Annotated in this window: 31 protein-coding genes; 21 read left to right on the forward strand and 10 right to left on the reverse strand. The window is 72.3% G+C overall.

Annotation, left to right across the window (positions count from 1 at the left end):
• Positions 1-9: 9 nt before the first annotated feature.
• Together I847_RS0120130 and I847_RS0120135 are read right to left on the reverse strand one after the other, a co-directional pair.
• Positions 10-738: an ABC transporter ATP-binding protein gene (locus I847_RS0120130; protein WP_028051138.1), complete on the reverse strand. Its 729-nt coding sequence runs from the start codon at positions 736-738 to the stop codon at positions 10-12.
• 110 nt (positions 739-848) lie between these two features.
• A complete protein-coding gene (locus I847_RS0120135; protein ID WP_028051139.1) occupies positions 849-1217 on the reverse strand; it encodes an HNH endonuclease in 369 nt (122 codons plus the stop codon).
• Positions 1218-1405: 188 nt separating this feature from the next.
• Between I847_RS0120135 and I847_RS0120140 the strand changes: the two genes are divergently transcribed.
• The 10 genes from I847_RS0120140 (at position 1406) to I847_RS0120185 (ending at position 7915) form a co-directional block, all read left to right on the forward strand.
• Complete coding sequence (locus I847_RS0120140; protein WP_028051140.1) at positions 1406-1849, forward strand: hypothetical protein; 444 nt, start codon at positions 1406-1408, stop codon at positions 1847-1849.
• A gap of 29 nt (positions 1850-1878) precedes the next feature.
• Positions 1879-2178 carry a hypothetical protein gene (locus I847_RS0120145; RefSeq protein ID WP_028051141.1) on the forward strand — a complete coding sequence of 100 codons (300 nt, stop codon included), beginning with the start codon at positions 1879-1881 and terminating at the stop codon, positions 2176-2178.
• Positions 2175-3458 (forward strand): WXG100 family type VII secretion target, encoded by a 1284-nt coding sequence (locus I847_RS0120150; RefSeq protein WP_028051142.1) that lies wholly within the window; start codon positions 2175-2177, stop codon positions 3456-3458. Before I847_RS0120145 ends, I847_RS0120150 begins: the two co-directional genes overlap by 4 nt.
• Before the next feature lie 13 nt (positions 3459-3471).
• Positions 3472-4221, forward strand: a complete 750-nt coding sequence (locus I847_RS0120155) for a hypothetical protein (RefSeq protein WP_155856244.1) — start codon at positions 3472-3474, stop codon at positions 4219-4221.
• On the forward strand, positions 4221-4760 hold the full coding sequence (locus I847_RS26930) for a hypothetical protein (RefSeq protein ID WP_028051144.1): 540 nt from the start codon (positions 4221-4223) through the stop codon (positions 4758-4760). The genes I847_RS0120155 and I847_RS26930 overlap by 1 nt, the downstream gene beginning before the upstream one ends.
• Positions 4761-4905: 145 nt before the next feature.
• The gene (locus tag I847_RS27250) at positions 4906-5469 is read left to right on the forward strand and encodes a hypothetical protein (protein WP_028051145.1); all 564 of its coding nucleotides are present in this window, start codon (positions 4906-4908) and stop codon (positions 5467-5469) included.
• A gap of 38 nt (positions 5470-5507) precedes the next feature.
• Positions 5508-5828 (forward strand): hypothetical protein, encoded by a 321-nt coding sequence (locus tag I847_RS0120170; RefSeq protein WP_028051146.1) that lies wholly within the window; start codon positions 5508-5510, stop codon positions 5826-5828.
• A gap of 49 nt (positions 5829-5877) precedes the next feature.
• Positions 5878-6558, forward strand: a complete 681-nt coding sequence (locus I847_RS25050) for a pyridoxamine 5'-phosphate oxidase family protein (RefSeq protein ID WP_051275118.1) — start codon at positions 5878-5880, stop codon at positions 6556-6558.
• Complete coding sequence (locus tag I847_RS0120180; RefSeq protein ID WP_028051147.1) at positions 6555-7106, forward strand: hypothetical protein; 552 nt, start codon at positions 6555-6557, stop codon at positions 7104-7106. Before I847_RS25050 ends, I847_RS0120180 begins: the two co-directional genes overlap by 4 nt.
• Before the next feature lie 38 nt (positions 7107-7144).
• Positions 7145-7915: an SDR family oxidoreductase gene (locus I847_RS0120185; RefSeq protein ID WP_028051148.1), complete on the forward strand. Its 771-nt coding sequence runs from the start codon at positions 7145-7147 to the stop codon at positions 7913-7915.
• Between the two features lie 22 nt (positions 7916-7937).
• Here I847_RS0120185 and I847_RS0120190 read toward each other — a convergent pair whose 3' ends face one another.
• On the reverse strand, positions 7938-8345 hold the full coding sequence (locus I847_RS0120190) for a VOC family protein (protein ID WP_028051149.1): 408 nt from the start codon (positions 8343-8345) through the stop codon (positions 7938-7940).
• 315 nt (positions 8346-8660) lie between these two features.
• On the opposite strand from I847_RS0120190, the gene map reads away from it, so the two are divergent.
• Positions 8661-9425: a type I methionyl aminopeptidase gene (map, locus tag I847_RS0120195; RefSeq protein ID WP_028051150.1), complete on the forward strand. Its 765-nt coding sequence runs from the start codon at positions 8661-8663 to the stop codon at positions 9423-9425.
• Positions 9426-9648: 223 nt separating this feature from the next.
• The gene (locus I847_RS0120200; RefSeq protein WP_028051151.1) at positions 9649-11166 is read left to right on the forward strand and encodes a CoA-acylating methylmalonate-semialdehyde dehydrogenase; all 1518 of its coding nucleotides are present in this window, start codon (positions 9649-9651) and stop codon (positions 11164-11166) included.
• 124 nt (positions 11167-11290) lie between these two features.
• Here the strand turns inward: I847_RS0120200 and I847_RS0120205 are convergent, their stop codons facing one another.
• The 3 genes from I847_RS0120205 to I847_RS0120215 form a co-directional block, all read right to left on the reverse strand.
• Entirely contained in the window at positions 11291-12070 is a 780-nt protein-coding gene (locus I847_RS0120205) for an ABC transporter permease (RefSeq protein ID WP_028051152.1), read from the reverse strand.
• Positions 12067-13071 (reverse strand): ATP-binding cassette domain-containing protein, encoded by a 1005-nt coding sequence (locus I847_RS0120210; protein ID WP_028051153.1) that lies wholly within the window; start codon positions 13069-13071, stop codon positions 12067-12069. Before I847_RS0120210 ends, I847_RS0120205 begins: the two co-directional genes overlap by 4 nt.
• 181 nt (positions 13072-13252) lie before the next feature.
• Positions 13253-13918 carry a PadR family transcriptional regulator gene (locus tag I847_RS0120215; protein ID WP_028051154.1) on the reverse strand — a complete coding sequence of 222 codons (666 nt, stop codon included), beginning with the start codon at positions 13916-13918 and terminating at the stop codon, positions 13253-13255.
• A 115-nt stretch (positions 13919-14033) separates the two neighbouring features.
• Between I847_RS0120215 and I847_RS0120220 the strand changes: the two genes are divergently transcribed.
• Positions 14034-14522, forward strand: coding sequence for a low molecular weight protein-tyrosine-phosphatase (locus I847_RS0120220; protein WP_028051155.1), 489 nt, complete (start codon positions 14034-14036; stop codon positions 14520-14522).
• Here the strand turns inward: I847_RS0120220 and I847_RS25055 are convergent.
• Genes I847_RS25055 through I847_RS0120235 form a run of 3 tightly spaced genes read right to left on the reverse strand, consistent with a single transcriptional unit; the run spans position 14519 to position 16825 of the window.
• The gene (locus I847_RS25055; RefSeq protein WP_051275120.1) at positions 14519-15259 is read right to left on the reverse strand and encodes a hypothetical protein; all 741 of its coding nucleotides are present in this window, start codon (positions 15257-15259) and stop codon (positions 14519-14521) included. The two genes, I847_RS0120220 and I847_RS25055, sit on opposite strands and share 4 nt — an antisense overlap.
• Positions 15256-15786: an RNA polymerase sigma factor gene (locus I847_RS0120230; RefSeq protein WP_028051156.1), complete on the reverse strand. Its 531-nt coding sequence runs from the start codon at positions 15784-15786 to the stop codon at positions 15256-15258. The genes I847_RS25055 and I847_RS0120230 overlap by 4 nt, the downstream gene beginning before the upstream one ends.
• 43 nt (positions 15787-15829) lie before the next feature.
• On the reverse strand, positions 15830-16825 hold the full coding sequence (locus I847_RS0120235; protein ID WP_034611371.1) for a magnesium and cobalt transport protein CorA: 996 nt from the start codon (positions 16823-16825) through the stop codon (positions 15830-15832).
• Positions 16826-16868: 43 nt separating this feature from the next.
• Here I847_RS0120235 and I847_RS0120240 point away from each other — a divergent pair, with 43 nt between their 5' ends.
• Positions 16869-18047, forward strand: a complete 1179-nt coding sequence (locus I847_RS0120240) for a pyridoxal phosphate-dependent aminotransferase (RefSeq protein ID WP_028051158.1) — start codon at positions 16869-16871, stop codon at positions 18045-18047.
• A gap of 17 nt (positions 18048-18064) precedes the next feature.
• Here I847_RS0120240 and I847_RS0120245 read toward each other — a convergent pair whose 3' ends face one another.
• The gene (locus I847_RS0120245; RefSeq protein WP_028051159.1) at positions 18065-18793 is read right to left on the reverse strand and encodes a glutamine amidotransferase; all 729 of its coding nucleotides are present in this window, start codon (positions 18791-18793) and stop codon (positions 18065-18067) included.
• Positions 18794-18878: 85 nt separating this feature from the next.
• On the opposite strand from I847_RS0120245, the gene I847_RS0120250 reads away from it, so the two are divergent.
• From I847_RS0120250 to I847_RS0120280, 7 genes are all read left to right on the forward strand, one after another.
• A complete protein-coding gene (locus tag I847_RS0120250; RefSeq protein WP_028051160.1) occupies positions 18879-19991 on the forward strand; it encodes a ThiF family adenylyltransferase in 1113 nt (370 codons plus the stop codon).
• Between the two features lie 2 nt (positions 19992-19993).
• Positions 19994-21193 (forward strand): gephyrin-like molybdotransferase Glp, encoded by a 1200-nt coding sequence (gene glp / locus I847_RS0120255; RefSeq protein ID WP_028051161.1) that lies wholly within the window; start codon positions 19994-19996, stop codon positions 21191-21193.
• Positions 21190-21672 carry a cyclic pyranopterin monophosphate synthase MoaC gene (gene moaC / locus I847_RS0120260; RefSeq protein ID WP_028051162.1) on the forward strand — a complete coding sequence of 161 codons (483 nt, stop codon included), beginning with the start codon at positions 21190-21192 and terminating at the stop codon, positions 21670-21672. The genes glp and moaC overlap by 4 nt, the downstream gene beginning before the upstream one ends.
• Positions 21665-22282 carry a molybdenum cofactor guanylyltransferase gene (locus tag I847_RS25060; RefSeq protein WP_051275122.1) on the forward strand — a complete coding sequence of 206 codons (618 nt, stop codon included), beginning with the start codon at positions 21665-21667 and terminating at the stop codon, positions 22280-22282. The genes moaC and I847_RS25060 overlap by 8 nt, the downstream gene beginning before the upstream one ends.
• Positions 22279-22539, forward strand: a complete 261-nt coding sequence (locus tag I847_RS25065) for a DUF6457 domain-containing protein (RefSeq protein ID WP_034611374.1) — start codon at positions 22279-22281, stop codon at positions 22537-22539. Before I847_RS25060 ends, I847_RS25065 begins: the two co-directional genes overlap by 4 nt.
• Entirely contained in the window at positions 22530-22769 is a 240-nt protein-coding gene (locus I847_RS0120275; protein ID WP_369751767.1) for a MoaD/ThiS family protein, read from the forward strand. The genes I847_RS25065 and I847_RS0120275 overlap by 10 nt, the downstream gene beginning before the upstream one ends.
• A 154-nt stretch (positions 22770-22923) precedes the next feature.
• Positions 22924-23727 carry a hypothetical protein gene (locus tag I847_RS0120280; protein WP_155856245.1) on the forward strand — a complete coding sequence of 268 codons (804 nt, stop codon included), beginning with the start codon at positions 22924-22926 and terminating at the stop codon, positions 23725-23727.
• Positions 23728-23730: the final 3 nt, after the last annotated feature.

The following is a 23730-nucleotide window of genomic DNA, read 5'->3' on the forward strand; positions in this document are numbered from 1 at the left end:
TGATGGTGCTCACTCGGCGTTCACGCGGCCGTCGAGGATGTGTACGACCCGTTCGCACACGGCCGCGATACCGGTGTCGTGCGTGGAGAGCACGATCGTCATCGGGTACCGGTCCCGCAGACCCAGGATCAGCTCGAGGACGGACTGGCCTGTGTGGGAGTCCAGGTTGCCGGTGGGCTCGTCGGCGAGCAGCAGCCGCGGTCGGTTGATCAGGGCGCGGGCGATCGCGACGCGTTGCTGCTGCCCCCCGGACAACCGCGACGGCAGGGCGTCCTCACGACCGGCGAGGCCGACGGCGTCGAGCAGCTCGCGGGCGCGTTCGACCCGGTCGAAGTCGAGGTGGCGCAACGGCAGCACCGGGACCATCACGTTGTGCAGGGCGGTCAGGGCGGGCAGCAGGTGGAACCGTTGGAACACGAACCCGACCCCGGAACGGTAGGCGGCCAGCGTGCGCCGGTTCGCGGTGGTCAGGTCCAGGTCGTCGACCAGCAACGACCCCGAGTCCGCGGTCTCGATCGCACCGATCAGGTGCAGCAACGTGGACTTGCCGGACCCGGACGGGCCGGTCAACGCGGTCAGGCTCCCCGGCTCCAGGTCCAGGTCCACCCGGTCCGCGGCCGTCAGGCGCGCACCGGAACCCAGCGCGAACGTCTTGACCACGTCCCGGAGCCGGACCTGAGCACCGACACCACCCACGGCCTGCTCGGGTGCTGCTGTTTCTGGAGTTGCCTGCGACATCGTTGCCCCCTGTCTCGTCCGACGCCCTCGTCGGCGACCCAGGCTCGCGGATGTCCGACCCGCGCGTCAACAGTTTCACTGACAGGCCTGTAAGCGCTATGTGCAGGCCTTCAGGGTGCTTCCGTGGCCGCCCGGAACCGGGACGCCAGGTCGGCCTGGATCCGGACGTGCCGCTCGAGGAACGCCCGCTCGTCGAGGCGTTTGCGCCGCAGCCAGCCGGTGACCTCGTCGTTGCACTTGCTCGCGTTGCACGAGCGGCAGGCCGGCGCGATGTTGTCGAGCGTGTAGCGGCCGCCCCGGGAGATCGGCAGCACGCAGTCACGCTGCATCGGCACACCTGTGGCGCCGCAGTACGCGCAACCGCCCCAGGCGGTGGTCAAGGCGGCCCACTGCTCGGTGCTGAGGTCGTGCTCGACGGCGGCCATCCGGCGCTTGCGACGCTGGGCGTAGCGCGCGGGGCGGCTGCGGGAGGCGGGCATCACGCCAGGGTAGACAGCGCGGAAAGGTTCGCGACGACGACACGGCGTGGCGCCGGCCCGACGGGATCACGCCGTGTCCCGCCCACCACGGCGCACGTCGTGGTCTCTACCCGAACCCGGGTGACGGCTGTGGGATAGCCTGCAGGCGGTCGAGCAGGCCGGTACCGGGACGACGCAAGGGGGCCGCGATGGGTGCGACCGGCGCGGGGACCATCGTGTTCCTGCACCTCGTCGGGCCGGAGAAGGGCAGCCCAGCCGGCACCTTCGACTGCGGCACCGGGGTGCTGACGCCTGTTCGGACGTCGTTGATGGTCAAGCCCGTACGGCTGGAGCGGCGTGCCTACGTGCACCTGCGCGGCCGCAAGACCGGTGTCGACCTGTCGGTCGAACGCTTCAACGGGTGGCGGCAGGCGCGCGTGCCTCTGCTCGAGAGCGTCGGCTCCGACTACGTCTCGCAGCCGCCCGAGGTGGTCCGGCCCCTGATCGCCGAGATCGAGGCACGTCGACCGATCTGGGCGGACAAGCTTCTGCCGGCGCTCGTCGAGAACGCGAACCTCGTCGAGAAGGATCGTTCGCTCCTGTCGTCCCTGCTCGCGCGGCGGGTCGGCGCGGGCGGCAACTGGAGCCTCTGAGTCCGCGTGATCGCCCCGAGGAGCACTGCATGAGCGTCGTCGCCGACATCTCGGCACTGGAGACCGCAGCTGCGGAGCTGCGCAGCGCCGGGGAGGCGGTCCGGGCCGCCGACGTGGCGGGTCCGTTCGCCCCGATCGGGGACGCCCTCGCCGGGTCGGCGACGGCGGAGGCGGCCGTGTGGGTGTCCACCCGTCTCGGCGCCGCCGTCCAGGTCTTCGGCGAGGATGTGGCCGGGATGGCGGCGAGCGCCACCGGCAGCGCGTCGGCGTACCGGTCGACGGACTCGGGCGTGGGCCGTCGCTTCGGCACGCTGGCCGGGCCGCGATGACCGGGCTGACGCTCGACGTCGTCCGCTCCTGGCGACCTCAGGCGCTCGCCGAGGCCTCGACCGGTGTCGAGTCCGCCCGGCGGGAGGTCGAGGGCCAGGTCCAGGCTGCGAAGGACTCCGTCGCGCGCCTCACGAGCGTGTGGGAGGGGCAGGCGGCGGACGCGGCCGCAGAACGCATGGCACGCGAGGCCACGACCGGGTTCGCGCTCGTCGCCGCGCTCGATGCTGCGCGTGCAGCGCTGTCGGCCGGCGCCGTCGACCTGGGTACCGCACGGGACGTGGTTCTCTCGCGCGTGACCGAGGCCCAGGCGGCGGGGTTCACGGTCACCCCCGAGGGCCGGGTGACCGCTCGGACGCTTCCGCCCGTCCTGACGGCCGTCGGTGACCCGACCGGTGCCGGCGCCCGGCGGGAAGCGCAGCAGAAGGCGCTCAACTCCGAGGCTGCGCATCGCGCCGACGCGATCACCGAGGCGGTCACCGCGCTGGTCGCCGTCGACCAGGCAGTCGCCGGACGGCTCGGCGGCGTCGAGGTGCCCCAGACGCTCCGGTCCTCGGTCGACGCGTACCTGCAGCGCGCGCTGGCGAGCCACGACGTCGTCGGGTCGCTCGGACTGGTCGGCGCCGGTGGGTACGCGTTCGCCCAGGTGATCAAGAAGGGCGTCGGGGAGGGCCTCAAGACGGCGGCGTACGCCAAGTTCCTGACCTCGGAGTTCGCGCCCATCACCGACATCGCGACGATGACGAAGAACTTCGACCGGGCGGACGCCATGCTCAGCCAGCTCAAGTTCGGCAATCCCGAGGGGCTGCTGGGCAAGATCATCGGGGCACGCGCGGCGGGTCTCGTCGGCAAGGTGTTCCTCCCGCTGACCATCGTGTCGGCCGGCGTCGACGTGGTCACCGGGGGCGGGTACGACGGTGCGCGCGGCTGGGCGACGCGAGGGTTCGCCGTCGCGGGAGGTGTCGGCGCCGGTCTGCTCCTGTTCGCGACCCTGACGCCGGTGGGTGCGGCCGTCGCCGGTGCTGCGGTCCTCGCGTACGGCGCGTGGACCCTCGGCAACTACGTGTGGGACAACCGCGAGGCCATCGGCTCGTTCTTCTCGTCGGTCGGCGGTCACATCGCCGACGGGGCGAGCGCCGCGTGGAACGCCACCTCGGATGCCGTGTCGTCGGCCACGGACTGGGCGCACGACCGGCTGAGCGACGCCGCGAGCTCGGTCGGTGACACCCTGAGCAACGTCGGCAAGGGCGCCCTCAAGGTCGCGTCCTTCGGGTTCCTGTGAGGCAGGGGTGAGCGTGAGCAGCGAGGCGTCGACCGTGTTCGTCGAGGTGCTGACCGACGAGGAGCTCGCGATCCTCGCCGGTCCCGGAGACACCGTCGTGTCGCCGTTCTGGTCCGCCGACGACCAGGACGCAGAGACGCGCGACGTCGTCCTGCGGACTGCGTACCGCGGCCTGCTCGCGCGCGGGATCGTCGACCCGCCCACCCCGCAGGCGCGCGTCGAGGCGTTGGGTGAACCGGCGGTGGAGCTCCAGGTCCGCGGCGACGTGCAGGCCCTGGTGACGCTGCGGCTCGGCGCCCGGGTCGTGGTCGCGATCGCTCGGACCACCGCCCTGACGCAGGACTTCTGGTACGCGCACGTCGTCGAGGACGTGGTCCTCGTCGAGGAGGTGGGTTCCGACGGCATGCACCGGTTCGCGCTGGCGCCCGTCGACACCCTCACCGACCTCGTCGTCGGTGCGGCCGTCCATCCCGAGACCCGGGACGGTTCCGGGGAGCCCGTCGAGCTCCCGGCCGGCAGCACGGAACCATCGATCGAGGTCGCGGAGGCGCTCGGCGCTGCGCTGGTCCGGGCCGACGTGGTCGTCCGGACGGTCGCCGGCGAGCACCCGCAGCTGATCGGCCTGTTCACGGGACCTGGTGGTGCGTGGGTGCTGTCGGAGGGGACCGAGGGAGCCGTCGTCGTCCGGCCGTCGACCCGGGCGGCTGTCGAGGCGGAGCTCGGCGACGCAGTGCGAGCGGTCGTGGCGCGGGCCTACGGCTGATGCCCGACGACGCGGTCCCCTTCGCGGCGATGACGTCGCGGACGCACCTCGCCTGGAGCATCGGCACGGTGCTCGCCACCGCCGGCGCCGTGTCGTTCGTCGTCGCCACGCAGCCGCAGAACCGCGCGTACGCGTGGCTGTTCGTCCCGGTCGTGCTGGTGCTCGTGGTGACCGTGTGGGTCTCCTACTCGGTCGACCCCGTGGCGGGGGTCGTCGAACGACGGCGGTGCCGGGTCTGGCGTCGTCGGGTCACGCTCGTTCCGACGACGGGTGTGGCCCTCGTCGGCAACCGCGTCGGCGGCCTGCTGCTCGTCCTGCGACCGACCGGTGAGCGGCCTGTCCATGTGCCTCTGCTCGCGCTGACCCCCCACGTCGAACGCGCGCAGCCAGCCGAGGTGCTCGAGGTGCTGGCCGGCGCGCTGGAACGGCACGGGACCGGCGGGTCGCGACCTGTCGTCCTGGCACTGCGAGCCCAGGCGGCGCACCTCGAGGCAGGGGGCAGTGCGCGGTCGTCCCCGCTGGCCGCCAGCGTCTCGTGAGCGTGTGGTGGGACGAACGCGCAGGTGCTGGCCCCTTCCCAGTGGCATCGCCGATCGATACGTTCGGGCGACGCCGCGCCGGGCCTCCCCGCGTCGGCACCTCCGACGACCCGTCGTCGGAAACTGTCGCCGAGAGGAGCGTGGCGTGAGCTCACCGCAGAAGGTTGCCCGCGGGGTGTCGGGTGTGGTCGTGGTGGTGATGGCCACGCTCCTGCTGACGTCGTGCAGCAATCGGCCCGATCGGCCGGAGATCACGGCGACCGGAAGCCTCCCGACGCCGACGTTCACGCTCCCGTCGCGACCGAGCCCGACGCCCACGCCGACCCCCACCCCGACTCCCACGCCGACGTTGCCGGCGCGACCCGAGCGACCGGTGCTCCCGACGCCGACCCCCACTCCCACGCCGACACCCCCACCGGTCGCGCCGGTCGTGCCCACCGAGACGGCCGCCGCACCGGAACCGGCACCGCCTACGCCGACGCCTACCCCCACCCCGACGCCCACGCCGACGCCGACCCCCACCCCCACGCCGACCCCGGAGGTGACGGCGACGGAGCCTGCGCCGTCCCCGTCCGCGACGTCCGACGCGTCCGAGTCCGACTCCGACGCGACACCGGCGTGGGTCTGGTGGCTGCTCGGTCTCCTCGTGGTCGGTGCAGGGGTCGGAACCGGCTTCCTCATCCGAGCGCGGCGCCGCGAGGTCTCCTAGGCTGCCAACCAACGCCCACTGCACCCCCGGGGGAAGCCATGGCCAACACGGCCCTTCGATGCACCGACCCGGCCTGCGCCGCGCAGGGAAAGGTCCAGACGAGCAAGACGTGCGCGGTCTGCGGCAAGCCGACGGTCTGGACGGTTCTGCGCGTGCCGCAGCCGGGCGCCCCGGCGCCGATCGGCCCCATCTACACGTCGCCGATGCCGCTCAAGGGTTCGGCTCAGCCGGTCGCCCGGCCGGTGGGCGTCGAGACGCGGACCTGCATGGACCCGCAGTGCGCCCGCTACCGGCTCGCCCAGGACGACCCTTTCTGCGGTGCCTGCGGGACGGCGACCGTCCCGGCGACGACCCGCTAGAAGGGCATTCAGTCGGGGATCAGGAGGCTGACATCTAGCATGTCGGCCCATGGCCCAACCGCTCCCCGTCGACGACGAGACCCGCATCCGGCGCATCCCCGAACGCCAGCGCACCGAGCGCGCCGAGCTCTACGCGATCCTCGACGCCGGACTGGTGGCGCACGTCGCGTTCGTGCGGGAGGGCCGCCCGGTCGTGATCCCGTTCCTCTACGCCCGCGACGGCGACTCGTTGCTGCTGCACGGGTCGACCGGTGCCGGTCTGTTCCTGGCGCCGGAGGGCGTCGAGGTGTCCGTCGGGGTCACGCACGTGGACGGGCTGGTGTTCGCGCGCTCGGTGTTCGACAGCTCGGCGAACTACCGCAGCGTCGTCGTCCACGGTCGCGCGGTCGCGCTCGTCGGCGATGAGAAGGAGGCGGCGCTGCTCGTCGTCTCGGAGCACCTGATGCCGGGCCGCTGGGACGAGGTGCGTGCGTCGACCCGCAAGGAGCTGGCGGCGACGTCGATCATGCGTGTCGGGCTCGGGCGAGCGTCCGTCAAGGTCCGGGCGTACGGAGCGTCCGAGCAGCCGGACGACGGTGAGGACCGCTCCGTGTGGGCGGGCGTGCTGCCGCTGGCGTTGGTGGCGGGGGCGCCCCAGCCGTCGTCGGACGCCGAGGTCCCTGCCTCGGTGAGGGCTGCGACGGCGAAGTTCACGTCCGCTGCGATCGGCTCGGGTACCGTCCGCCTGTGACCCCGCGCCGTTGGATCGTCCTGATCGTGATCGACCTCGTCCTGCTCGCGGGCGGTCTGGCCCTCACCGTGCCGGACGGGAACTACACCGCGGCCGCGCTGCTGATCGTGGCGTTCGTCGTCGGCCCCGTCGTCCTGATCATGACGAGCAGGGGCATCGAGCGGGCCAACCGCAAGCGGGTCCGAGCGCTGGAGGCGACGCACCCCGGCTGGTCGTTCGTCCCGTGCGTCACCGGACCGACGCAGGAGGCGCTCCTCAAGGCGGCCGGCGAGCGCACGACCACCGGTGTCGCCGCGGTCCTGGCCTACGGCCCCGGCGGGATCGAGATCTGGGCCGGCAAGAAGTCCGAGACGAAGGTGTTCGCGTCCCCGTGGTCCAAGGTCACCGGTGTGAGCGCCGCCTCGGACATCCGCACCTGGCAGAAGCGAACGGTCACCGGCCTCCGGGTCACGCTCGCCAAGGGCGGGTCGCAGGAGGTCGCGGTCCTGCTCAAGGCGCCGCAGGTGCCCGCTCTCGTCGAGCAGATCGAGGCTGCCCGCACGGTGTGACTCGCGGCACGGTCGCGCCATGGGCCAGGATCGCCACCATGGCTGACGACGATCGACCCGTGCTGGTCACCGGCGGGACCGGAACCCTCGGACGCGCCCTGGTGCACACGCTCCTCGACGCGGGTCGCCCGGTCCGGGTGCTGAGCCGAAGGGACCGCACACCCGCGGTTCCCGACGAGGTCCAGTGGCAGGTCGGTGACCTGCTGACGGGCGAGGGGCTGCCCCAGGCGCTCGCGGGCGTGTCGGTCGTGATCCACTGCGCGAGCAACCCCCGCAAGCCTGACGAGGACCTCGACGCCGCGGTCCAGCTCATGCTCGCCTGCCGCGCCGCCAACGTCCCGCACCTGGTCTACATCTCGATCGTCGGCGTCGACGCCGTGCCGTTCGGCTACTACCAGGTGAAGCGTCGGGTGGAGGAGATCGTCGAGGACGGGGGAATCCCCTGGTCGATCCTGCGAGCCACCCAGTTCCACGACTTCGTCGCGACCCTGCTGGGCGCGCTGGCCAAGGGCCCGGTCGCGCTGGTGCCTCGAGGTCTGCGGGACCAGCCCGTCGACGTGCGCGAGGTGGCCGCCCGACTCGCGACGCTGGCAGCGTCGGGACCCGCGGGCCGCGTGGAGGACCTGGGCGGGCCGCAGGTCCTGACCGTCGACGAGCTCATGCGCACCTACCTCGCCGCGAAGGGCCGGCACGCCCGCGTCTGGAGCTTCCCCGCACTGGGACCGCTCAAGCGCTTCCGCGACGGCGGCCACCTGGCACCGGAGCACGCCACCGGCCGACTGACCTTCGCCGAGTGGCTCCAGCACTGAGGCGGCCTGACATGGCGCGGTACTAGTCCTCGAAGAAGCAGAACGGGTGGCCCGCCGGGTCGAGCAGGACGCGGACGTTCTCCTGCGGCTGCCACTGCGCCAGGCGGGCGCCGGTCGCCAGTGCGTGCTCGACGCCGGCGGCCAGGTCGTCCACCCAGATGTCCAGGTGCAGCTGCATCTGGTTCTGGTCCGTCGTCGCCGGCCAGACCGGCTCCCGGTACAGAGGGTCGGAGCTGAACGACAGCCCGCTGCCGCCCTCCGGCGGGCGGAGCATGACCCAACCCGGCTCGTCGGCAATGACGGGCCAGCCGAGGAGCCGGTGGTAGAAGTCCGCGAGTGCGTTGGCGTCCCGCGACTCCAGGACGGTCGCCGAGAGCAGGAAGCGGCGACCCGCATGTTCGTTCGCTGCTGCCGGTGGTGGCGTGCTCATCTCACCAGGGTTCTCGGGGCTCGGCCGGTTCGCCACCGGAGAAAAGGTCTTGGCAGACGCTCCGTACGGACGTACGTTCAAGGCACACGGGAAGGAGGTGGTTCAAGACATGATTTCTTCTTGGACGCGTGAGGTGACTGTCCGCTAGTCGCCCGTCAGTTCTCGGACGGATTGCTCCGCCCGCAGACCACCCGGTCGGCGAGCGAATCCAGGCAGTCACCGCAGCCCGTGGGAGCCGCGACCTCGTCCTTCGCGGCAGGCCCTGTCAAGGGGTCCGGCCCACGGGCTGTTGCCTGCCCGTGGCAGGGTGGTGCTGTGGCTCTCAAGAATCCCGCTCAGATCGACGCGATGCGTCCCGCCGGCCGGTTCGTCGCCGGTGTCCTCTCTTCCCTGCGTGACGTCGCGCGAGAGGGGATGACCCTCAAGCAGCTCGACACGCACGCGCACCAGATGATCGACGCCGCCGGCGCGCACTCGGTCTACCTGGGCTACCACCCCTCGTTCGGCGCGATGCCGTATCCCGGCGTCCTGTGCACATCGGTGAACGACGCAGCGCTGCACGGACTGCCGTCGGACCACGTGCTCGCCGACGGCGACGTCCTGTCGATCGACTTCGCCGCACAGCTGCAGGGGTGGGTCGCCGACTCGGCGCTGACCTTCCAGATCGGCACGACGACCCCTGAGGTGACCGCCCTGATCGAGACGACCGAGCGGGCGCTGGACGCCGGCATCGCCGCCGCGCGCAACGGTGCGCGGATGGGCGACATCTCGGCGGCGATCGGCGCCATCGGCCGCGCCGGCGGGTACGGGATCAACGCCGACTTCGGCGGCCACGGCGTCGGGCGGACCATGCACGAGGACCCGCACGTGCCCAACCTCGGTCGTCCCGGGACGGGGCTGAAGCTCAAGACCGGCCTGGTGATCGCCATCGAGCCGTGGTTCATGGCGGGTGGCGACGACTACACGATCGACCCGGACGGCTGGACGATCCGCACCGCGGACGGCTCCGTGGCCGCCCACGCCGAGCACACGATCGCCATTACCCCGGACGGCCCCCTGGTGCTGACGGCCCGCGACTGACCTCGTCCACCCCCCGCAACGTCCGCACTCGTGTGGCGTACAGCCCCCACGAGTGCGGACGTCGTCGCGGGCCCTCCGGCAGCGTCCGCACTCGTGAGGGTGATAGCGCCAACTTGTGCGGACGTTGGGCTCGGGCTCGGCTGCGTCCGGGCGGGGCATTGGGGCGGGGATAGATTGGATCGGTCCGGCGTACCCGTCACCGCCAGTACGGAAGAGGGCTGTCATGTCCGCGCTCGTCGATACCGCTCCGCTCATCGGTCACGTCGTCGGGGGCCAGGTGAGCACGCCCGAGGGATCACGGACCCAGGACGTGCACAACCCCGCGACCGGCGAGGTGTCCGGGCGCGTTCTCCTCGCGGACCAGGCGGAGGTCGACGCGGTCGTCGCGGGAGCGCTCGCGGCGTCGCACAGCTGGGCGCAGGAGCCCATCGGGAAGCGGGCCGGCGTCTTGTTCGCGTTCCGGGAGCAGCTGGTCGCCCACACCGACGAGCTCGCTGCGACGATCACGGCGGAGCACGGCAAGGTCACCGCGGACTCGCTCGGCGAGGTGGGTCGAGGGCTCGAGGTCGTCGAGTACGCGTGCGGGATCCCCCAGCTGCTGAAAGGGGAGTACACCGACCAGGCCGCCACGGGCGTCGACGTGTTCTCCTTCCGCGAGCCGCTGGGTGTGGTCGCCGGCATCACGCCGTTCAACTTCCCGGCGATGGTGCCGCTGTGGATGGCGCCCATGGCCATCGCCACCGGCAACGCGTTCGTGCTGAAGCCGTCCGAGCGCGACCCCTCGTCGTCGCTCCTGCTCGCGCGCCTGTGGAAGGACGCCGGACTTCCCGACGGGGTGTTCTCGGTGCTCCAGGGCGACCGCGTGGCCGTCGACGGGCTGCTCACGCACCCGGACATCAGCGCGGTGTCGTTCGTCGGGTCGACGACCGTCGCCCGTCATGTGCACGCGACCGCGACCGCGCACGGGAAGCGCGTGCAGGCCCTCGGTGGCGCGAAGAACCATGCCGTCGTGCTGGCCGACGCCGACCTGGACCTCGCCGCGACGCACCTGACCGGTGCGGCGTTCGGCGCGGCCGGCGAGCGGTGCATGGCGATCTCGGTGGCCGTGGTGGTCGACGAGGTGGCCGACGCACTGCTGGAGCGTCTGAAGGCGGCGGCGCTGAAGGTGCGCGTGGCGCCCGGGAACGACCCGGCCTCGGACATGGGGCCCGTCATCACGAGGGCGGCGCAGCTGCGGATCGAGGAGATCGTCTCCGACGCCGTCGACTCCGGGGCGCGCGCACTGGTGGACGGACGCGGGCACACCGTCACCGGATTCGAGGGCGGTTACTACGTGGGCCCCACGGTGCTCGACGGCGTCACGACCGACATGCGTGCGTACGCCGAGGAGATCTTCGGGCCGGTGCTCGTCGTGCTCCGCGTGGCGGACCTGTCCGAGGCGATCGCCCTGGTCAACGCGAACCCGTACGGCAACGGGACCGCTCTGTTCACGTCGAGCGGCGACGCCGCCCGCACGTTCCAGCGCGCGGTGCACGTCGGCATGATCGGCATCAACGTGCCGATCCCGGTGCCCGTCGGCTGGCACTCGTTCGGCGGCTGGAAGGACTCGCTGTTCGGCGAGAGCCACATCTACGGCCCCGAGGCGGTCCGCTTCTACACGCGCAACAAGGTGGTCACCAGCCGCTGGCCCAGCTCCCCGGCGACGGCGCGCTTCCACTTCGGCCGCACCACCGCCCACTGACACCCGCAACGTCCGCACTGGTGGGGCCCAGGACCCCGACCAGTGCGGACGTTGCTGTGTGGAGAGCTGCAACGTCCGCACTCGTGAGGGGTATCGCACCCACGAGTGCGGACGTTGCGGGGCTTTAGAGGGAGCGTTGGTAGGTGCGCATGGCGCGGACCGACCACCAGGCGACCACAGCGGCCAGCAGCAGCAGCCACAGGGAACGGGTGCCGACGAGGGACCAGTCCACGTCGGTCGACATCGACGTCCTGGCGATCTCGACGGCCCAGGTCAGCGGGTTGAACTGGGCGACCGTCTGGACCCACGACGGCAGCAGCGACGTCGGCATCAGGGCCGTCGACAGGAACGTCGCCGGGAGCACGATGATGGTCGAGATGCCGATGAGGGCGGTCTGGTCGCGGGCGAGCAGGGCGACAGCCGCCGACAGGGAGCAGAACGCGGCTGCGAGGAGCATCGACGCCCCCAGCGCGACGAGGAGCCCGAGCGGCCCGCCCTCGTAGGACGCGCCTGCGAGGACGCCGATCCCGAGGACGCACAGCCCCTGCACGAAGCAGATCACGAGCTGCTGCACGAGCTGTCCGGCCACCAGGGACGACCGGTGCACCGGTGAGGTCAGCATGCGGTCCATGACGCCGGAGCGGATGTCGTCGATGAAGCCCGTGCCGGCCCAGGCGCCCGAGTACAGGACCGTCATCATGAGGATGCCGGGCACGAGGAAGGTCATGTAGTCGTCGGACCCGAAGCCGGGGACCGTGGCGACCGACGAGAACACGTTGCCGAACAGCAGCAGCCAGATGACCGGCTGGATGACCGCGACGCCGAGCCCCCACGGCTGACGGATGCCGTCGATGGTCCAGCGGCGGGTGACCTGCGTCGTCTGGGTGACCCAGGTGGCGCTCATCGGACCAGCTCCTTCTCGGGTGCCGACGAGGTCCACGAGCGGCCGGCATGAGCCAGGTAGACGTCGTCGAGCGTGGGCCGGGAGACGCCGACCGCGCCGTGCCTGATGCCGGCGGCCTGCAGCGCGGCGATGACGGCGCCCACCGCGGCGGGTCCGTCGGAGGTGCGCGCGACGAGGCGGCCGGTGGGCCCCTCGACGTGCACCGAGACGTCCCGCAGGAGCGCGACCGACGTCGCGATCTCCAGGACGCGCGACTCGTCCGGCTCGACCAGCTCGACCGAGAGCGTGTCCCCGGAGAGGGTCGCCTTCAGCGACTCCGGCGACCCCTCGGCCACCACGCGGCCACGGTCGACGATGGTCAGCCCGTCGGCCAGCCGATCCGCCTCCTCGAGGTAGTGCGTCGTGAGCACGACGGTCAGCTCGTCCTCGCCGGCGAGGCGCCGGATCTCGGCCCACATCGCGGAGCGGGCCTCGGGGTCCAGGCCGGTGGTCGGCTCGTCGAGGAACAGGACGGACGGGCTGCCGACGAGCCCGAGGGCGACATCGAGCTTGCGGCGTGTGCCGCCGGACAGCTTGCCGGCGCCGCGGTCCGCGAACTCGCCGAGCCCGAACCGGTCGACGAGTGCGGCCGCCCGCTCGGAGGACGCCGACCGCGACAACCCGCGCAGCCGGGCGGCCATCGCGAGGTTCTCCCGGGGGGTCAGCAGCGGGTCGGCGCCGGTGCCCTGGGACACGTAGCCGATCGCGCGGCGGACAGCCGCTGCCTGCGACACCACGTCGTGGCCCGCCACGGTCGCGGTGCCGGACGTGGCCCGCGCGAGCGTGGTGAGCACCTTGGTGGTGGTGGACTTGCCGGCGCCGTTGGGTCCGAGCAGCCCGTGCACGGTGCCGGCGGGGATGGTGAGCGTGAGCCCGTCGAGGGCTCGCACGTCCGGTCGGCCGCGGCCGCCGGGGTAGGTCTTGACCAGGTCGAGCGCGTCGACGGCTGTGGTGTGTGGCATGTGACTGCCTTCGGTCGAGCCGGTCCGAGAGACCGGCGGGTGGGCCGACCGAGGTGCCACCTATGCTGATGCGTGCAGCGGATCGCACAGGTGCCCTTGCGGGTCTCGGTCGGTTCGTGGTGGTCGGCCCGGGTGTTCCAGCACCTGGGCCGACCTTTCTTCACGCGGCTGCGCGAAGGATCTAGGGCGGGGGCGGCGGTACGTAGGCCGCCAGGGCCTCGGCCAGCTCGTCGGGTGCCAGGCGCCCTCCGGCCGCGCGTTCGTGCAGCTCACGCCACAGGTGCACGCCGTCGAACGAGCCGTCCGCGATGCTCGTCGCGAGACCGACGACGAACTCGAGCTCGGCGCTCAGGATCGCGATCTCGTAGGCGCTCTCCAGCGTGAAGATCGCCGGCAGACCCATCAGCTGCGCGTCGGCCACCCCGGCGCGCAGCACAGCGAGGTTCCGTTCGAGCGTCGCCTGGCGCAGCCGGAGCAGCCGGACGACGTCGTCGGGACCCAGCAGGGGCAGGAACGACAGTGCGGCCTCGAACTGCGGGAACTCCTTGGTGGGCGTGCGGACCAGGTCCGTCAGCCAGTCGATGGCCTCGGTCGCCCCCGAGTCGGTGAGCCGGTAGACCGTGCGGGTGGGCCGGTTGCCGTCACGCTCGGTGGACGAGGCCTCGATCAGCCCGTGCTTCACCAGCGAGTCGACGACGGAGTACAGCGAGCCGAAGTTGAGCTTGACCGACTCGTCCTTGCGCCGCTCCCGCAGGGTCATCGACATCTCGTACGGGTGCATCGGCCGCTCCCACAGGAGGGCGAGGACGGCGAGCGCCAAGGGGTTGCTGCGCGACCGTGCGGCCATGTTCGACTCCTTACGCGTATCGCTCGATCCCGAATGCTCGATCCAGAGTATATCGCGTTTGTGTCGCGTTCAACCCCTGCTCCGCAACGTCGGCGTGCCCGTGCGACGATCGAGCGTGCCTCAGCCCTACACCGTGATGATCGTCTGCACCGGGAACATCTGCCGCTCACCCATGGCCGAGGTGGTGCTGCGCGAGCGGTTCGCCGACGCGGGGCTCGACGCCCAGGTGGTCGTCGACTCGACCGGGATCAGCGACGAGGAGCGCGGCAACCCGATCGACCGGCGCGCGCAGGCCGTGCTGGTCGAAGCTGGCTACCCTGCCGCGACCGAGCATCGGGCGCGGCAGACGCGGGCGTCGGAGCTGGGATCGCGCGACCTGGTGCTGGCCATGACGTCGATGCACGCGCAGGCGCTGCGGCGGCTCGGCAGCGAGCAGGTGCGGATGTACCGCTCGTTCGACCCGGACGCGCCCGTCGGGCGCGCCGAGCACGCGCTCGACGTCGACGACCCCTGGTACGGCGGCGCCGCCGACTTCGAGGCGTGCCTGGCGCAGGTCGAGGCGGCGGCGGACGGGATCGTCGCGTACGTGCGCCAGGTTCTCTAGAGGCTCACCCGCACCGTCGCGGTGGTCCCGTCGCGGTAGGTGACCTGCAGGTCGGCTCCGGCGCCGGACAGCTCGGCGCCCGGGAACCACAGCGCGAACGAGCCGGCCGACACGGTCGCCCGCACGGTGCCGACCAGTGCGCTGTCGTACGCCACGCCGACGACTTCGGCGCCGACGCGCCCGGCCGCGAGCGAGACGTCTCCCGCGCCCATGGTGCCCGTGCCGAGGTCCGTCGCGACGACGTCTCGTGGGCCGGTCTCGGCAACCTGCGCGACCCCGACCGACCCGATCATCGCGTCGCTGAACCAGCCCCGCGAGCTGTCGGTGACGCAGAGGGCCGAGTAGCCGTCGGCGCCGGTCAGCAGGACCGTCAGCCAGACCCCCCGCCGCTCGGCGACCGCGACGTCGACGGGTACCTGGACGTCCTGCGCCGACCGGCACGAGTCCGCGACGGCCGCCTGCTCCGTCGGTGTCAGCGCGGAGGGCGCCGCGGTCCACGTGGCATAGGCCTCGTCGCCGCCGCGGAGCTGGGGCAGCACTGCTGCTCCGATCGCCAACCCGGCGGCCGCCCCGGCCAGGACGATGCGTCGAGGGGTGACCACCCGGCGCCGCGCGACCGGGGCGACCGGGCTGGCCAGGATGCAGTGCAGGGTGGCGGTCGCGTGCGGCGAGCGCGGGTCGTTGGACCCGGTCGCGACGTCGAGGTCGGGCAGCAGGGCCAGCGTGTCGGTCGTCATCGTGCGGGCGTCCTCTCGAGGGAGACAGGCGTGGGTGTCAGGTGTGCGCGCAGCGCGCGACGGGCGCGGGTCAGGCGCAGGCGGTAGGCGACCGCAGAGATGCCGAGGACGGCGGCCGCGTGCGGTGCGTCGAGCCCCTCGAACGCGCTCAGAGCGAGCGTCTCCTGGTGCGTCGCGGAGAGCAGGCGCCAGGCGCGGGCGAGGTCGACGCGCCTGGCGACGAGCTCCGAGCTGTCGTCGTCGATCAAGGACGTCTCGCCGGCCACGCGGACCGTCAGGGCACGACGGCGACCGTCGCCCCGATCGTGGTTGAGGATCACGTTGCGGGTGATGCCGAACAGCCACGCGCGGGCGTCGTCCGGGTCGGGGGGAAGATCCGCGAGGCGACGCCAGGCGACGAGGAAGGCGTCGGCCGCGACATCCTGCGCGGTCCACGGACCGGCTCGACGCTGCGCGAACCGCACGACGTCGGAGTAGCTGCTCTCGAACAGCGCGACGAAGGTCGCCTGCGGATCAGGTGGGCTCATACCCGGTCCCTGTCCGGCACGGCGTGCATCGTGTCGCTGAAACCTAGAGCCAGCGGTTGTGGCGGAACGCGGCGTAGAGCGCCCCGCAGACGACGGCGGTCCCACCGAGCACGAAGTAGAACCCGTTCGGGTCGTCCTGCCCGGGGATCACGGTGAAGTTCATGCCGTAGATGCCGGCGATCGCGGTCGGGACGATGGCGATCGCCGCCCACGAGGAGATCTTGCGCATGTCGGAGTTCTGCTGGACGCTCACGCGGTTCTGCTCGACGCTCACCTGCGCGAGGTCGGCCTGCATGACGTTGGTCAGCAGCGCGTCGGCGGCCTCGACAAGCTCGGCGGCGTGCAGGGCGTGGTCCTGCACGTCGCGGAAGTAGGGCCGCGCGTGGGCCGGGATGTTGGGGACGACCTCGTCGGCAAGCCTCGTGAGAGGGCCGACGAGAGGCACGACGGCCCGCCGGAACTGCTGGACCTCCCGCTTGAGCTTGTAGATGCGCTCGGCGTGGTCGTTGCCGGGGTCGTCGCCGAACACCTGGTCCTCGATCTCGTCGATGTCGACGTCGATCGCCTTGGTGACCTCGAGGTACTGGTCCACAGACCGGTCCAGGATGGCGTGCAGGACCGCGACCGGGCCGTGCTGGAGCATCTCCGGGTCGGCCTCTAGCGACTCGCGGACCTGCGCCGGGATGGTCGTGATGCCGTGCCGCACCACGATGACGAACCGTTCGCCGACGAAGATCGCCAGCTCGCTGACCTCGACCACCTCGACGTGGTCGACGTAGAAGACCGGCTTGACCACCGCGAACGTGAGCGAGCCGTAGCGCTCGAGCTTGGGTCGCTGGTGCGACGCGATCGCGTCCTCGATGGCCAGCTGCGGAAGCTCGAAGCCCACCGCGAGAGCGTCGAACTCCTCAGCGGTCGGGTCGTGCAGGCCGATCCAGACGAACCCGTCCTCCTTCTCGGCCTCCCGCATCGCCACCTGCAGGTCGTCGAGCCGGTGCCGGCGTCGACCTCCGGCGTACAGGGCGCAGTCCACGATCACGGGGTTGAGGGTACGGCCCGCCGAGGTGCGACACGATGGACCCATGAAGGTTGCCACCCGTGCGCATGTCCCGCCGTTCGCCGTCATGGAGATCCTGGCCGCCGCGAACGCCCGCAAGGCCGCCGGCGAGAGCATCCTCAACCTCTGTGCGGGCGAGCCCTCGACCGGTGCGTCGGACGTGGTGCGACAACGCGCGATCGACCTGCTGACCGCGGGCGACCTCGGCTACACCGAGGCGTTGGGCGCGCCGGGCATGCGTGCCGCGATCGCCCAGCACTACCGCGACTGGTACGCGGTCGACATCGACCCGGCGCGGATCGCCGTGACGACGGGCTCGTCGGGCGGCTTCATGCTCGCGTTCCTCGCGGCGTTCGACGTGGGCGACCGGGTGGCCCTCGGCGTACCCGGCTACCCGGCCTACGCGAACATCCTCGCTGCGCTCGGGTGCGAGGTCGTGACGCTGCCGTGCGGCCCGGAGACTCGCTACCAGCCGACGGTCGCGCAGCTGGAGGCGCTCGACGGCCCGATCGACGGGCTCGTGGTCGCGTCACCGGCCAACCCGACCGGCACGATGATCGACCCCGCCGAGCTCGCCGCGCTCGCGGCCTGGTGCGGGCAGCACGGCGTGCGGCTGGTCAGCGACGAGATCTACCACGGCATCACCTACGACGACGCGACCCCTCCGACGGCGGCGTCGTACCTCGCGCAGGGCGCGGTCGTGGTGAACTCGTTCTCCAAGTACTGGGCGATGACGGGCTGGCGGCTCGGCTGGCTCGTCCTGCCCGACGACCTGGTGACCGCGGTCGACGCCCTCGCCGGAAACGTCGCCCTCTGCCCGCCGGCACTGGCCCAGCACGCGGGCGTCGCGGCGTTCAGCCCGTCCGGGTACGCGGCTGCGCGGGAGAACGTGTCGCGCTACGCGGCCGCTCGGTCCCTGCTTCTTGAACGCCTCCCAGAGCTCGGGTGGACCCGCATCGCACCCGCTGACGGTGCGTTCTACCTCTACGCCGACATCTCCGCGAGCGGCCTGGACTCGATCACCTGGTGCGCGCGGCTTCTCGACGAGGCCGGCGTCGCGCTGACGCCCGGCACCGACTTCGACCCCGTCGACGGACGGCGCTGGGTGCGACTGTCGTTCGCGTCGTCGGTCGAGGTGGTCGGCGAGGCGGTGGACCGGATCGTCGCGTGGCAGGCGACCCTCGCGCCCGCCCGGACGGGCTGACCGACGTCGCTCGGCCGTCAGGTGCGGGCGTAGCGACGAACGAACGCCGACAGGATGCGCGGCGGCACCGAGACGTCCGCTGCGCGGACCCGCGCGACCACCTCGTCGAGCTCCATCGGCGGGAAGTAGCCGTACTCGGCATACGCGCGGATGCGCACCACGATGCCGTCGACGTCCAGCTCGGGGTGGAACTGGGTGGCGTAGAGGTTGCGGCCGACGCGGAACATCTGCACCGGGCACGCCGGCGACGTGGCGAGCAGGGTCGCGGTAGAGGGGAGCACACGGCACGCCTCCTTGTGCCCGACGAAGGCGTCGAAGAGCGGCGGAAGACCGGCCAGCAGCGGGTCCGCCAGTCCCTCGTCGGTCAGCGAGATCGCCACGGCCCCGATCGGCTCGCCGTACGTCGTGTCGATGACACCGCCCTGGTGCACGCCGAGCGTGCCGACGCCGTAGCAGGCACCCAGGAACGGCACGTCCCGCGCGACCACCTCGTCGAGCAGCGCCGACATCTCCGCCTCGACCCGGACCTGGACGTCGGACTTCGTCTCCGCGCTGGCGTCGAACGGGCTGCCACCCACGAGGATGCCGGACACGCCGTCGAGGTCCAGGTCGGGCATCGGCGCGGCCTCGAGGCGGACGCGTCGTAGCTCGTCCGGCACGAGCCCACCGAACCGCAGGAACGCGGCGTACTCCGCGTCGGCGGCGTCGTCCTGCGCTCGCGTCGCGAGCAGCACGAACGGCTTCATCCCCGCAGGGTCTCAGCGGGCGGCGCCGAGCGCGACCGGACTCCGGCGGCCCCGGCTCGGCGGAGCGCGACGTAGATTTGTCGTCGTGCCGCACCTGCCCCCCGTCGTCTCGCCCGGGCCGCCACTGACCCGAGAGCAGCTGGCGCGCGGATCGCGTCATCTGCTGCTCGCAGAGATCGGGGTCGACGGCCAGCGACGGCTGCGGAACGCGCGGGTGTGCGTGGTCGGGGCCGGCGGGCTCGGTGCGCCGGTGCTGCAGTACCTGGCGGCGGCGGGGGTCGGGACGATCGGGATCGTCGACGACGACGTCGTGGACGTGAGCAACCTGCAACGGCAGGTGATCCACGGGACCGGTGACGTCGGGCGGGCGAAGGTCGACAGTGCGGCCGACGCGATCCACGACCTGGACCCGGACATCGTCGTCATCCAGCACGACGAGCGACTGACCAGCGCGAACGTCGACGCGATCCTGAAGAGTTACGACGTCGTCGTCGACGGCACCGACAACTTCCCCACCCGCTACCTCGTCAACGACGCATGCGTTCGGCTCGGGCTCCCGGAGGTCTGGGGCTCGGTGCTGCGGTTCGACGCGCAGACGACGGTGTTCTGGGGACGGCACGGCGCGCAGCTGCGTGACCTCTTCCCGGAGCCGCCGCGACCCGACGAGGTTCCCTCGTGCGCCGAGGCCGGCGTCCTCGGGGCGCTGTGCGGACAGGTCGGGTCGGTGATGGCGACCGAGGTGGTCAAGCTGGTCACCGGGACGGGAGAATCGCTGCTCGGCCGGGTGCTCGTGATCGACGCGCTGCGCGGCCGCTGGTCCGAGGTCCCCCTGGTCGGCAACGCCCGACGTGAAGCCCCCCGCAAGGAGTCCCGCATGTCCGACGAGGTCCCCGTCACCACCGCCCCCGAGCTCGTCGCCCGACTGGCCGCTCGCGAGGCCGGCACGGACGACTTCCTGCTCATCGACGTGCGCGAGCCGCAGGAGTTCGAGGCCGGCGCGATCCCCGGTGCCGTCCTGATCCCGCTCGGCAGCGTGCTCGACGGGTCCGCGCTGGACGGGCTTCCGCGTGACCGGGAGATCGTCGTGCAGTGCCAGGTGGGCGGCCGGTCGCTGACCGCCGCCCGGGTGCTGCGCGGGCTGGGCTACGACGCCAGCAACCTCGACGGCGGCATCCTCGCCTGGTACGCAGCCAGCTGACCGTGCGACCACTCGACGAGCATCGCGCGGTCGCGCTCGCGCTGGCGGTGCCGCTGGAGCCGGTCGAGCGAGGGCTCGGCGAGCTCGACGGGATGGTCCTGACGCAGGACGTCCGCAGTGCGGACTACCTGCCGCGGTGGGACAACTCGGCGATGGACGGTTATGCGGTGCGGGCCGCGGACGTCACGCCGGGGGCGACGTTGCGGGTGGTCGCAGAGCTCGCCGCGGGATCCGGCGACGAGCCCGTCGTCGATGCCGGCACGGCCGCTCGGATCATGACGGGCGCGCCGGTCCCCGACGGTGCGGACGCCGTCGTGCCGGTCGAGGACACCGACGGCGGTACGGACCAGGTCACCATCGCCGTCGTCCCGGGGTTGGGCGCGCACATCCGCCGGGCCGGCGAGGACGCGGTCCCCGGTGACCTCGTCGTCGCGGCCGGCACCACCCTGGGACCGGCGCACATCGCGGCGATCGCGTCCGTCGGACATGCCTCCGCCCTCGTGCACCGACGCCCGCGGGTCGCGGTCGTGTCGACGGGCGACGAGCTGGTCCCGCCCGGCACCCCGTTGCTGCGCGGCCAGCTCCCCGACTCGAACTCGTGGCTGCTCGCGGCCGCGGTCCGGGAGGCGGGTGGCACTCCCGTCCGGCTAGGACCCGTCGCCGACGACCCCGAGGCGCTGCACGCGCTGCTGGTGGGCCTCGAGGACGTCGACCTGATCGTCACCTCCGGCGGCGTGAGCATGGGCGCGTACGACGTGGTCAAGGCTGCGCTCGCCGACGAGCCTGGCGTGGAGTTCGTGCAGGTCGCGGTCCAGCCGGGGAAGCCGCAGGGACTCGGCCGGCTGCCGAACGGCACCCCGATCGTCACGCTGCCCGGCAACCCGGTGAGCTCGTTCGCCTCCTTCGAGCTGTTCGTCCGACCCGCCCTGCGAAGGATGGCCGGGCACGGCGACGTGGAGCGCCCGACCGTGACCGCGATCTCCGACGACGCGTGGACCACGCCGCCGGGCCGCGCCCAGGTCATGCCGGTCCGGTTCGTGTCGGACGGCGGCCACCCGCACATCGTCCGCGCCACCGGACGCGGCTCCGGATCGCACCTCGTCGCCCGGCTGGCGCTCGCCGAGGGTCTCGCCGTGATCCCCGCCTCGATCGACGGCGTGGCCGTCGGCGACCGTCTCTCAGTGAGGAGACTGCACCCATGACGCAGCCGTTCACCCACCTCGACGGTGCCGGGCACGCCCGCATGGTCGACGTCACCGCCAAGCAGCCGACGGTCCGGTCCGCCACTGCGTCCGGCCGGGTGGTCTGCGGCCCGGTCGTCGTCGAGGCGCTGCGGTCGGGAGGAGTGCCGAAGGGTGACGTGCTGGCCGTCGCGCGGATCGCGGGGATCTCGGCCGCCAAGCGGACAGCCGAGCTGCTGCCGCTCGCGCACGTCATCGGCGTGCACGGCGTGGTGGTGGACCTGACCATCGTCGACGACGGCGTCGACATCACGGCGACCGTCCGCACCGCCGACCGCACCGGCGTCGAGATGGAGGCGCTGACCGCCGTGTCCGTCACGGCGCTGGCCGTGGTCGACATGGTCAAGGGGATCGACAAGTCCGTACGGATCGCGGACGTACGGCTCGAGGCGAAGTCGGGCGGCAAGTCCGGCGACTGGCTGCGTCCGGACGATGCCTGACCTGGGTGCCGCAGCCGACGCACCGGTGTTCGACGCCGTCGTTCTCGCCGGTGGTCGGGGAACACGGCTCGGCGGTGCGACCAAGCCGGAGGTCGTCGTCGGCGGCCGGGCGCTGCTGGACCACGCGCTGGCCGCCGTGCGCGACGCCGCGCACGTCGTGGTCGTCGGACCCCGGACCGTCGCGCGCCCCGGCATCCCGACGGTCCTCGAGGACCCGCCCGACGGCGGTCCGGTCGCGGGCCTCGCCGCGGGCCTCGCGGCGATCCCCGATCCCAGCGCCCTCGTGGTCGTCCTGGCCTGTGACGTCCCGCGCGCCGGGGCGGCCCTGCCCGACCTGCTGAGGGGAGCCGCCGGAGACGGCGTGGACGGCGCGCGCCTGGTCGGCGCCGAGGGCCGTCCCCAGCACCTCGTCGCGGTGTACTGGTCGGCGGCACTCAGGTCCGCGCTGGCCCGGATGCCGAGCGTGCACGGCGCCTCCATGCGCGCGCTCGTCGCGGGGATGGTGCTGGTCGACGTGCCCGACACCGACGGCTCGTCGGCAGACGCCGACACCTGGCCCGACGTCGAGAGGCTGGACGCCGAGCTGAACGCTGAGAGGATCGACCCATGACCGACGACCCGCGCCGCGCCCCAGGCGCCGACCTGCCCGTGTGGATCGACCAGCTCTGCGAGGCGCTCGGGGTGGACCGGGCGATGGTCGACATCGACCGCATCCTCGAGGTGTCCAGCAGCGTCGCGCGCGAGGTGGCCCGGCCCGCGGTCCCGGTCAGCATGTTCGTCGCCGGCCTCGCCGCCGCGGGCACCGACCCGGCCGCCGTCGACCGACTGCTGACCCGGATCGTGGAGCGGACCGACGCGTGGGAGTGATCGGTGTCCGCTATTTCGCGGCCGCGGCGGAGGCGGCCGGTGTGGATGCGGAAACGCTGCAGTCGGGATCGGCCGACGATGTCCGCGCGACGATGATCGACAGACACCCTGCGCTCGCGGCGGTGCTCGGCAGGTGCGCTCTGCTTGCCGACGGCGTGCGCGTCGACGGCACCGACCTCGTGACGCCAGGCGTCACGCTCGACGTCCTGCCGCCATTCGCGGGCGGCTGAAACGCCTCGGCGCCGCCCGCCGGGGGCCGTTCTGGTGAACCAGTCGCCATTCCGCGCCGGTGCGCGCTCGATGCCCACTAGCCTGCGCTCAAGTACTCGCAGGGGCAGTGGAGGACGCGTGCCGGTCGGGGGTGAGCCGGGCCTCCCATCCGGCGTGCCCGACGGGCTTCGGGACCCTCCGGTCGAGCGGCCGCCGCAGGATGCTCCTGCGGCCGCGCCCCCGGACCTGGTCTCGCAACCGTCGTACGGCACCGCGCCGGAGCACGCCGACGCGGTGCACGCCGAGTCGGCCAGGCTGGCCGCGTTGGACGCGATGCACCAGGAAGCGTCCCGACGGCAGCGCCGCATGAACTGGGTGCTCGCCGCGCTAGGCGCAGTGCCGCTCATACGCGGACTGACGACCACCGACACGTACACGAACGGTGTCGCGTTCGGCTTCGTCGCTTTGTTCGTCCTCGGTGGGCTTGCCGTTCTCGCGATGTCGACGCGTGTCCGGCACCGTCGGATCACCGTTCTCCGTCCAGGGTGCGAGGTGGTCGACGTCTGGGGGTCGGTCGGGCTGCGGGCTGCGGTCGCAGAGCGTGGCGTCACGCCGTCCGGCGTCCGTGCGAACCAGCCGACCTCGCTCTGCCTCGTCGCGACACTCCGGACGATCGAGGTGTGGCGCGGCACCGTGGGGGGTGGCCCCGTCCTCCTGGTCGCTCTGCCCTGGACCGATGTCTCGGCTGTCGAGGAGACGGACGTGTGGACAGGCAGGCTCATCTGCCCGGGGTTCGCCGTCCGGCCGCGTGACGGAAAGTCGCTCGAATTCGCCCCGCGAACCGGCGCGGGCGGGGTGCGGGCGCTGACTTTGCCAGAGCTGCACGCTCTCGTCGGACGCCTCGAAGGGCGACGCGAGGGTTCCCTCGACGACGCCAAGCCCTCGGCCTTCACCTGGGACGACGAACTGACGACCTGACCC

This window comes from Cellulomonas sp. URHD0024 (genome assembly GCF_000426185.1).
Taxonomy (GTDB): Bacteria; Actinomycetota; Actinomycetes; order Actinomycetales; family Cellulomonadaceae; genus Cellulomonas.

Excerpts from the sequence above, each read along its gene's own strand:
- I847_RS0120130 (WP_028051138.1), bottom strand. The coding sequence starts at position 738 with ATGTCGCAGGCAACTCCAGAAACAGCAGCACCCGAGCAGGCCGTGGGT.
- I847_RS0120135 (WP_028051139.1), bottom strand. The coding sequence starts at position 1,217 with ATGCCCGCCTCCCGCAGCCGCCCCGCGCGCTACGCCCAGCGTCGCAAG.
- I847_RS0120140 (WP_028051140.1), top strand. The coding sequence starts at position 1,406 with ATGGGTGCGACCGGCGCGGGGACCATCGTGTTCCTGCACCTCGTCGGG.
- I847_RS0120145 (WP_028051141.1), top strand. The coding sequence starts at position 1,879 with ATGAGCGTCGTCGCCGACATCTCGGCACTGGAGACCGCAGCTGCGGAG.
- I847_RS0120150 (WP_028051142.1), top strand. The coding sequence starts at position 2,175 with ATGACCGGGCTGACGCTCGACGTCGTCCGCTCCTGGCGACCTCAGGCG.
- I847_RS26930 (WP_028051144.1), top strand. The coding sequence starts at position 4,221 with ATGCCCGACGACGCGGTCCCCTTCGCGGCGATGACGTCGCGGACGCAC.
- I847_RS0120170 (WP_028051146.1), top strand. The coding sequence starts at position 5,508 with ATGGCCAACACGGCCCTTCGATGCACCGACCCGGCCTGCGCCGCGCAG.
- I847_RS25050 (WP_051275118.1), top strand. The coding sequence starts at position 5,878 with ATGGCCCAACCGCTCCCCGTCGACGACGAGACCCGCATCCGGCGCATC.
- I847_RS0120185 (WP_028051148.1), top strand. The coding sequence starts at position 7,145 with ATGGCTGACGACGATCGACCCGTGCTGGTCACCGGCGGGACCGGAACC.
- I847_RS0120190 (WP_028051149.1), bottom strand. The coding sequence starts at position 8,345 with ATGAGCACGCCACCACCGGCAGCAGCGAACGAACATGCGGGTCGCCGC.
- I847_RS0120200 (WP_028051151.1), top strand. The coding sequence starts at position 9,649 with ATGTCCGCGCTCGTCGATACCGCTCCGCTCATCGGTCACGTCGTCGGG.
- I847_RS0120205 (WP_028051152.1), bottom strand. The coding sequence starts at position 12,070 with ATGAGCGCCACCTGGGTCACCCAGACGACGCAGGTCACCCGCCGCTGG.
- I847_RS0120210 (WP_028051153.1), bottom strand. The coding sequence starts at position 13,071 with ATGCCACACACCACAGCCGTCGACGCGCTCGACCTGGTCAAGACCTAC.
- I847_RS0120215 (WP_028051154.1), bottom strand. The coding sequence starts at position 13,918 with ATGGCCGCACGGTCGCGCAGCAACCCCTTGGCGCTCGCCGTCCTCGCC.
- I847_RS25055 (WP_051275120.1), bottom strand. The coding sequence starts at position 15,259 with ATGACGACCGACACGCTGGCCCTGCTGCCCGACCTCGACGTCGCGACC.
- I847_RS0120230 (WP_028051156.1), bottom strand. The coding sequence starts at position 15,786 with ATGAGCCCACCTGATCCGCAGGCGACCTTCGTCGCGCTGTTCGAGAGC.
- I847_RS0120240 (WP_028051158.1), top strand. The coding sequence starts at position 16,869 with ATGAAGGTTGCCACCCGTGCGCATGTCCCGCCGTTCGCCGTCATGGAG.
- I847_RS0120245 (WP_028051159.1), bottom strand. The coding sequence starts at position 18,793 with ATGAAGCCGTTCGTGCTGCTCGCGACGCGAGCGCAGGACGACGCCGCC.
- moaC (WP_028051162.1), top strand. The coding sequence starts at position 21,190 with ATGACGCAGCCGTTCACCCACCTCGACGGTGCCGGGCACGCCCGCATG.
- I847_RS25060 (WP_051275122.1), top strand. The coding sequence starts at position 21,665 with ATGCCTGACCTGGGTGCCGCAGCCGACGCACCGGTGTTCGACGCCGTC.
- I847_RS25065 (WP_034611374.1), top strand. The coding sequence starts at position 22,279 with ATGACCGACGACCCGCGCCGCGCCCCAGGCGCCGACCTGCCCGTGTGG.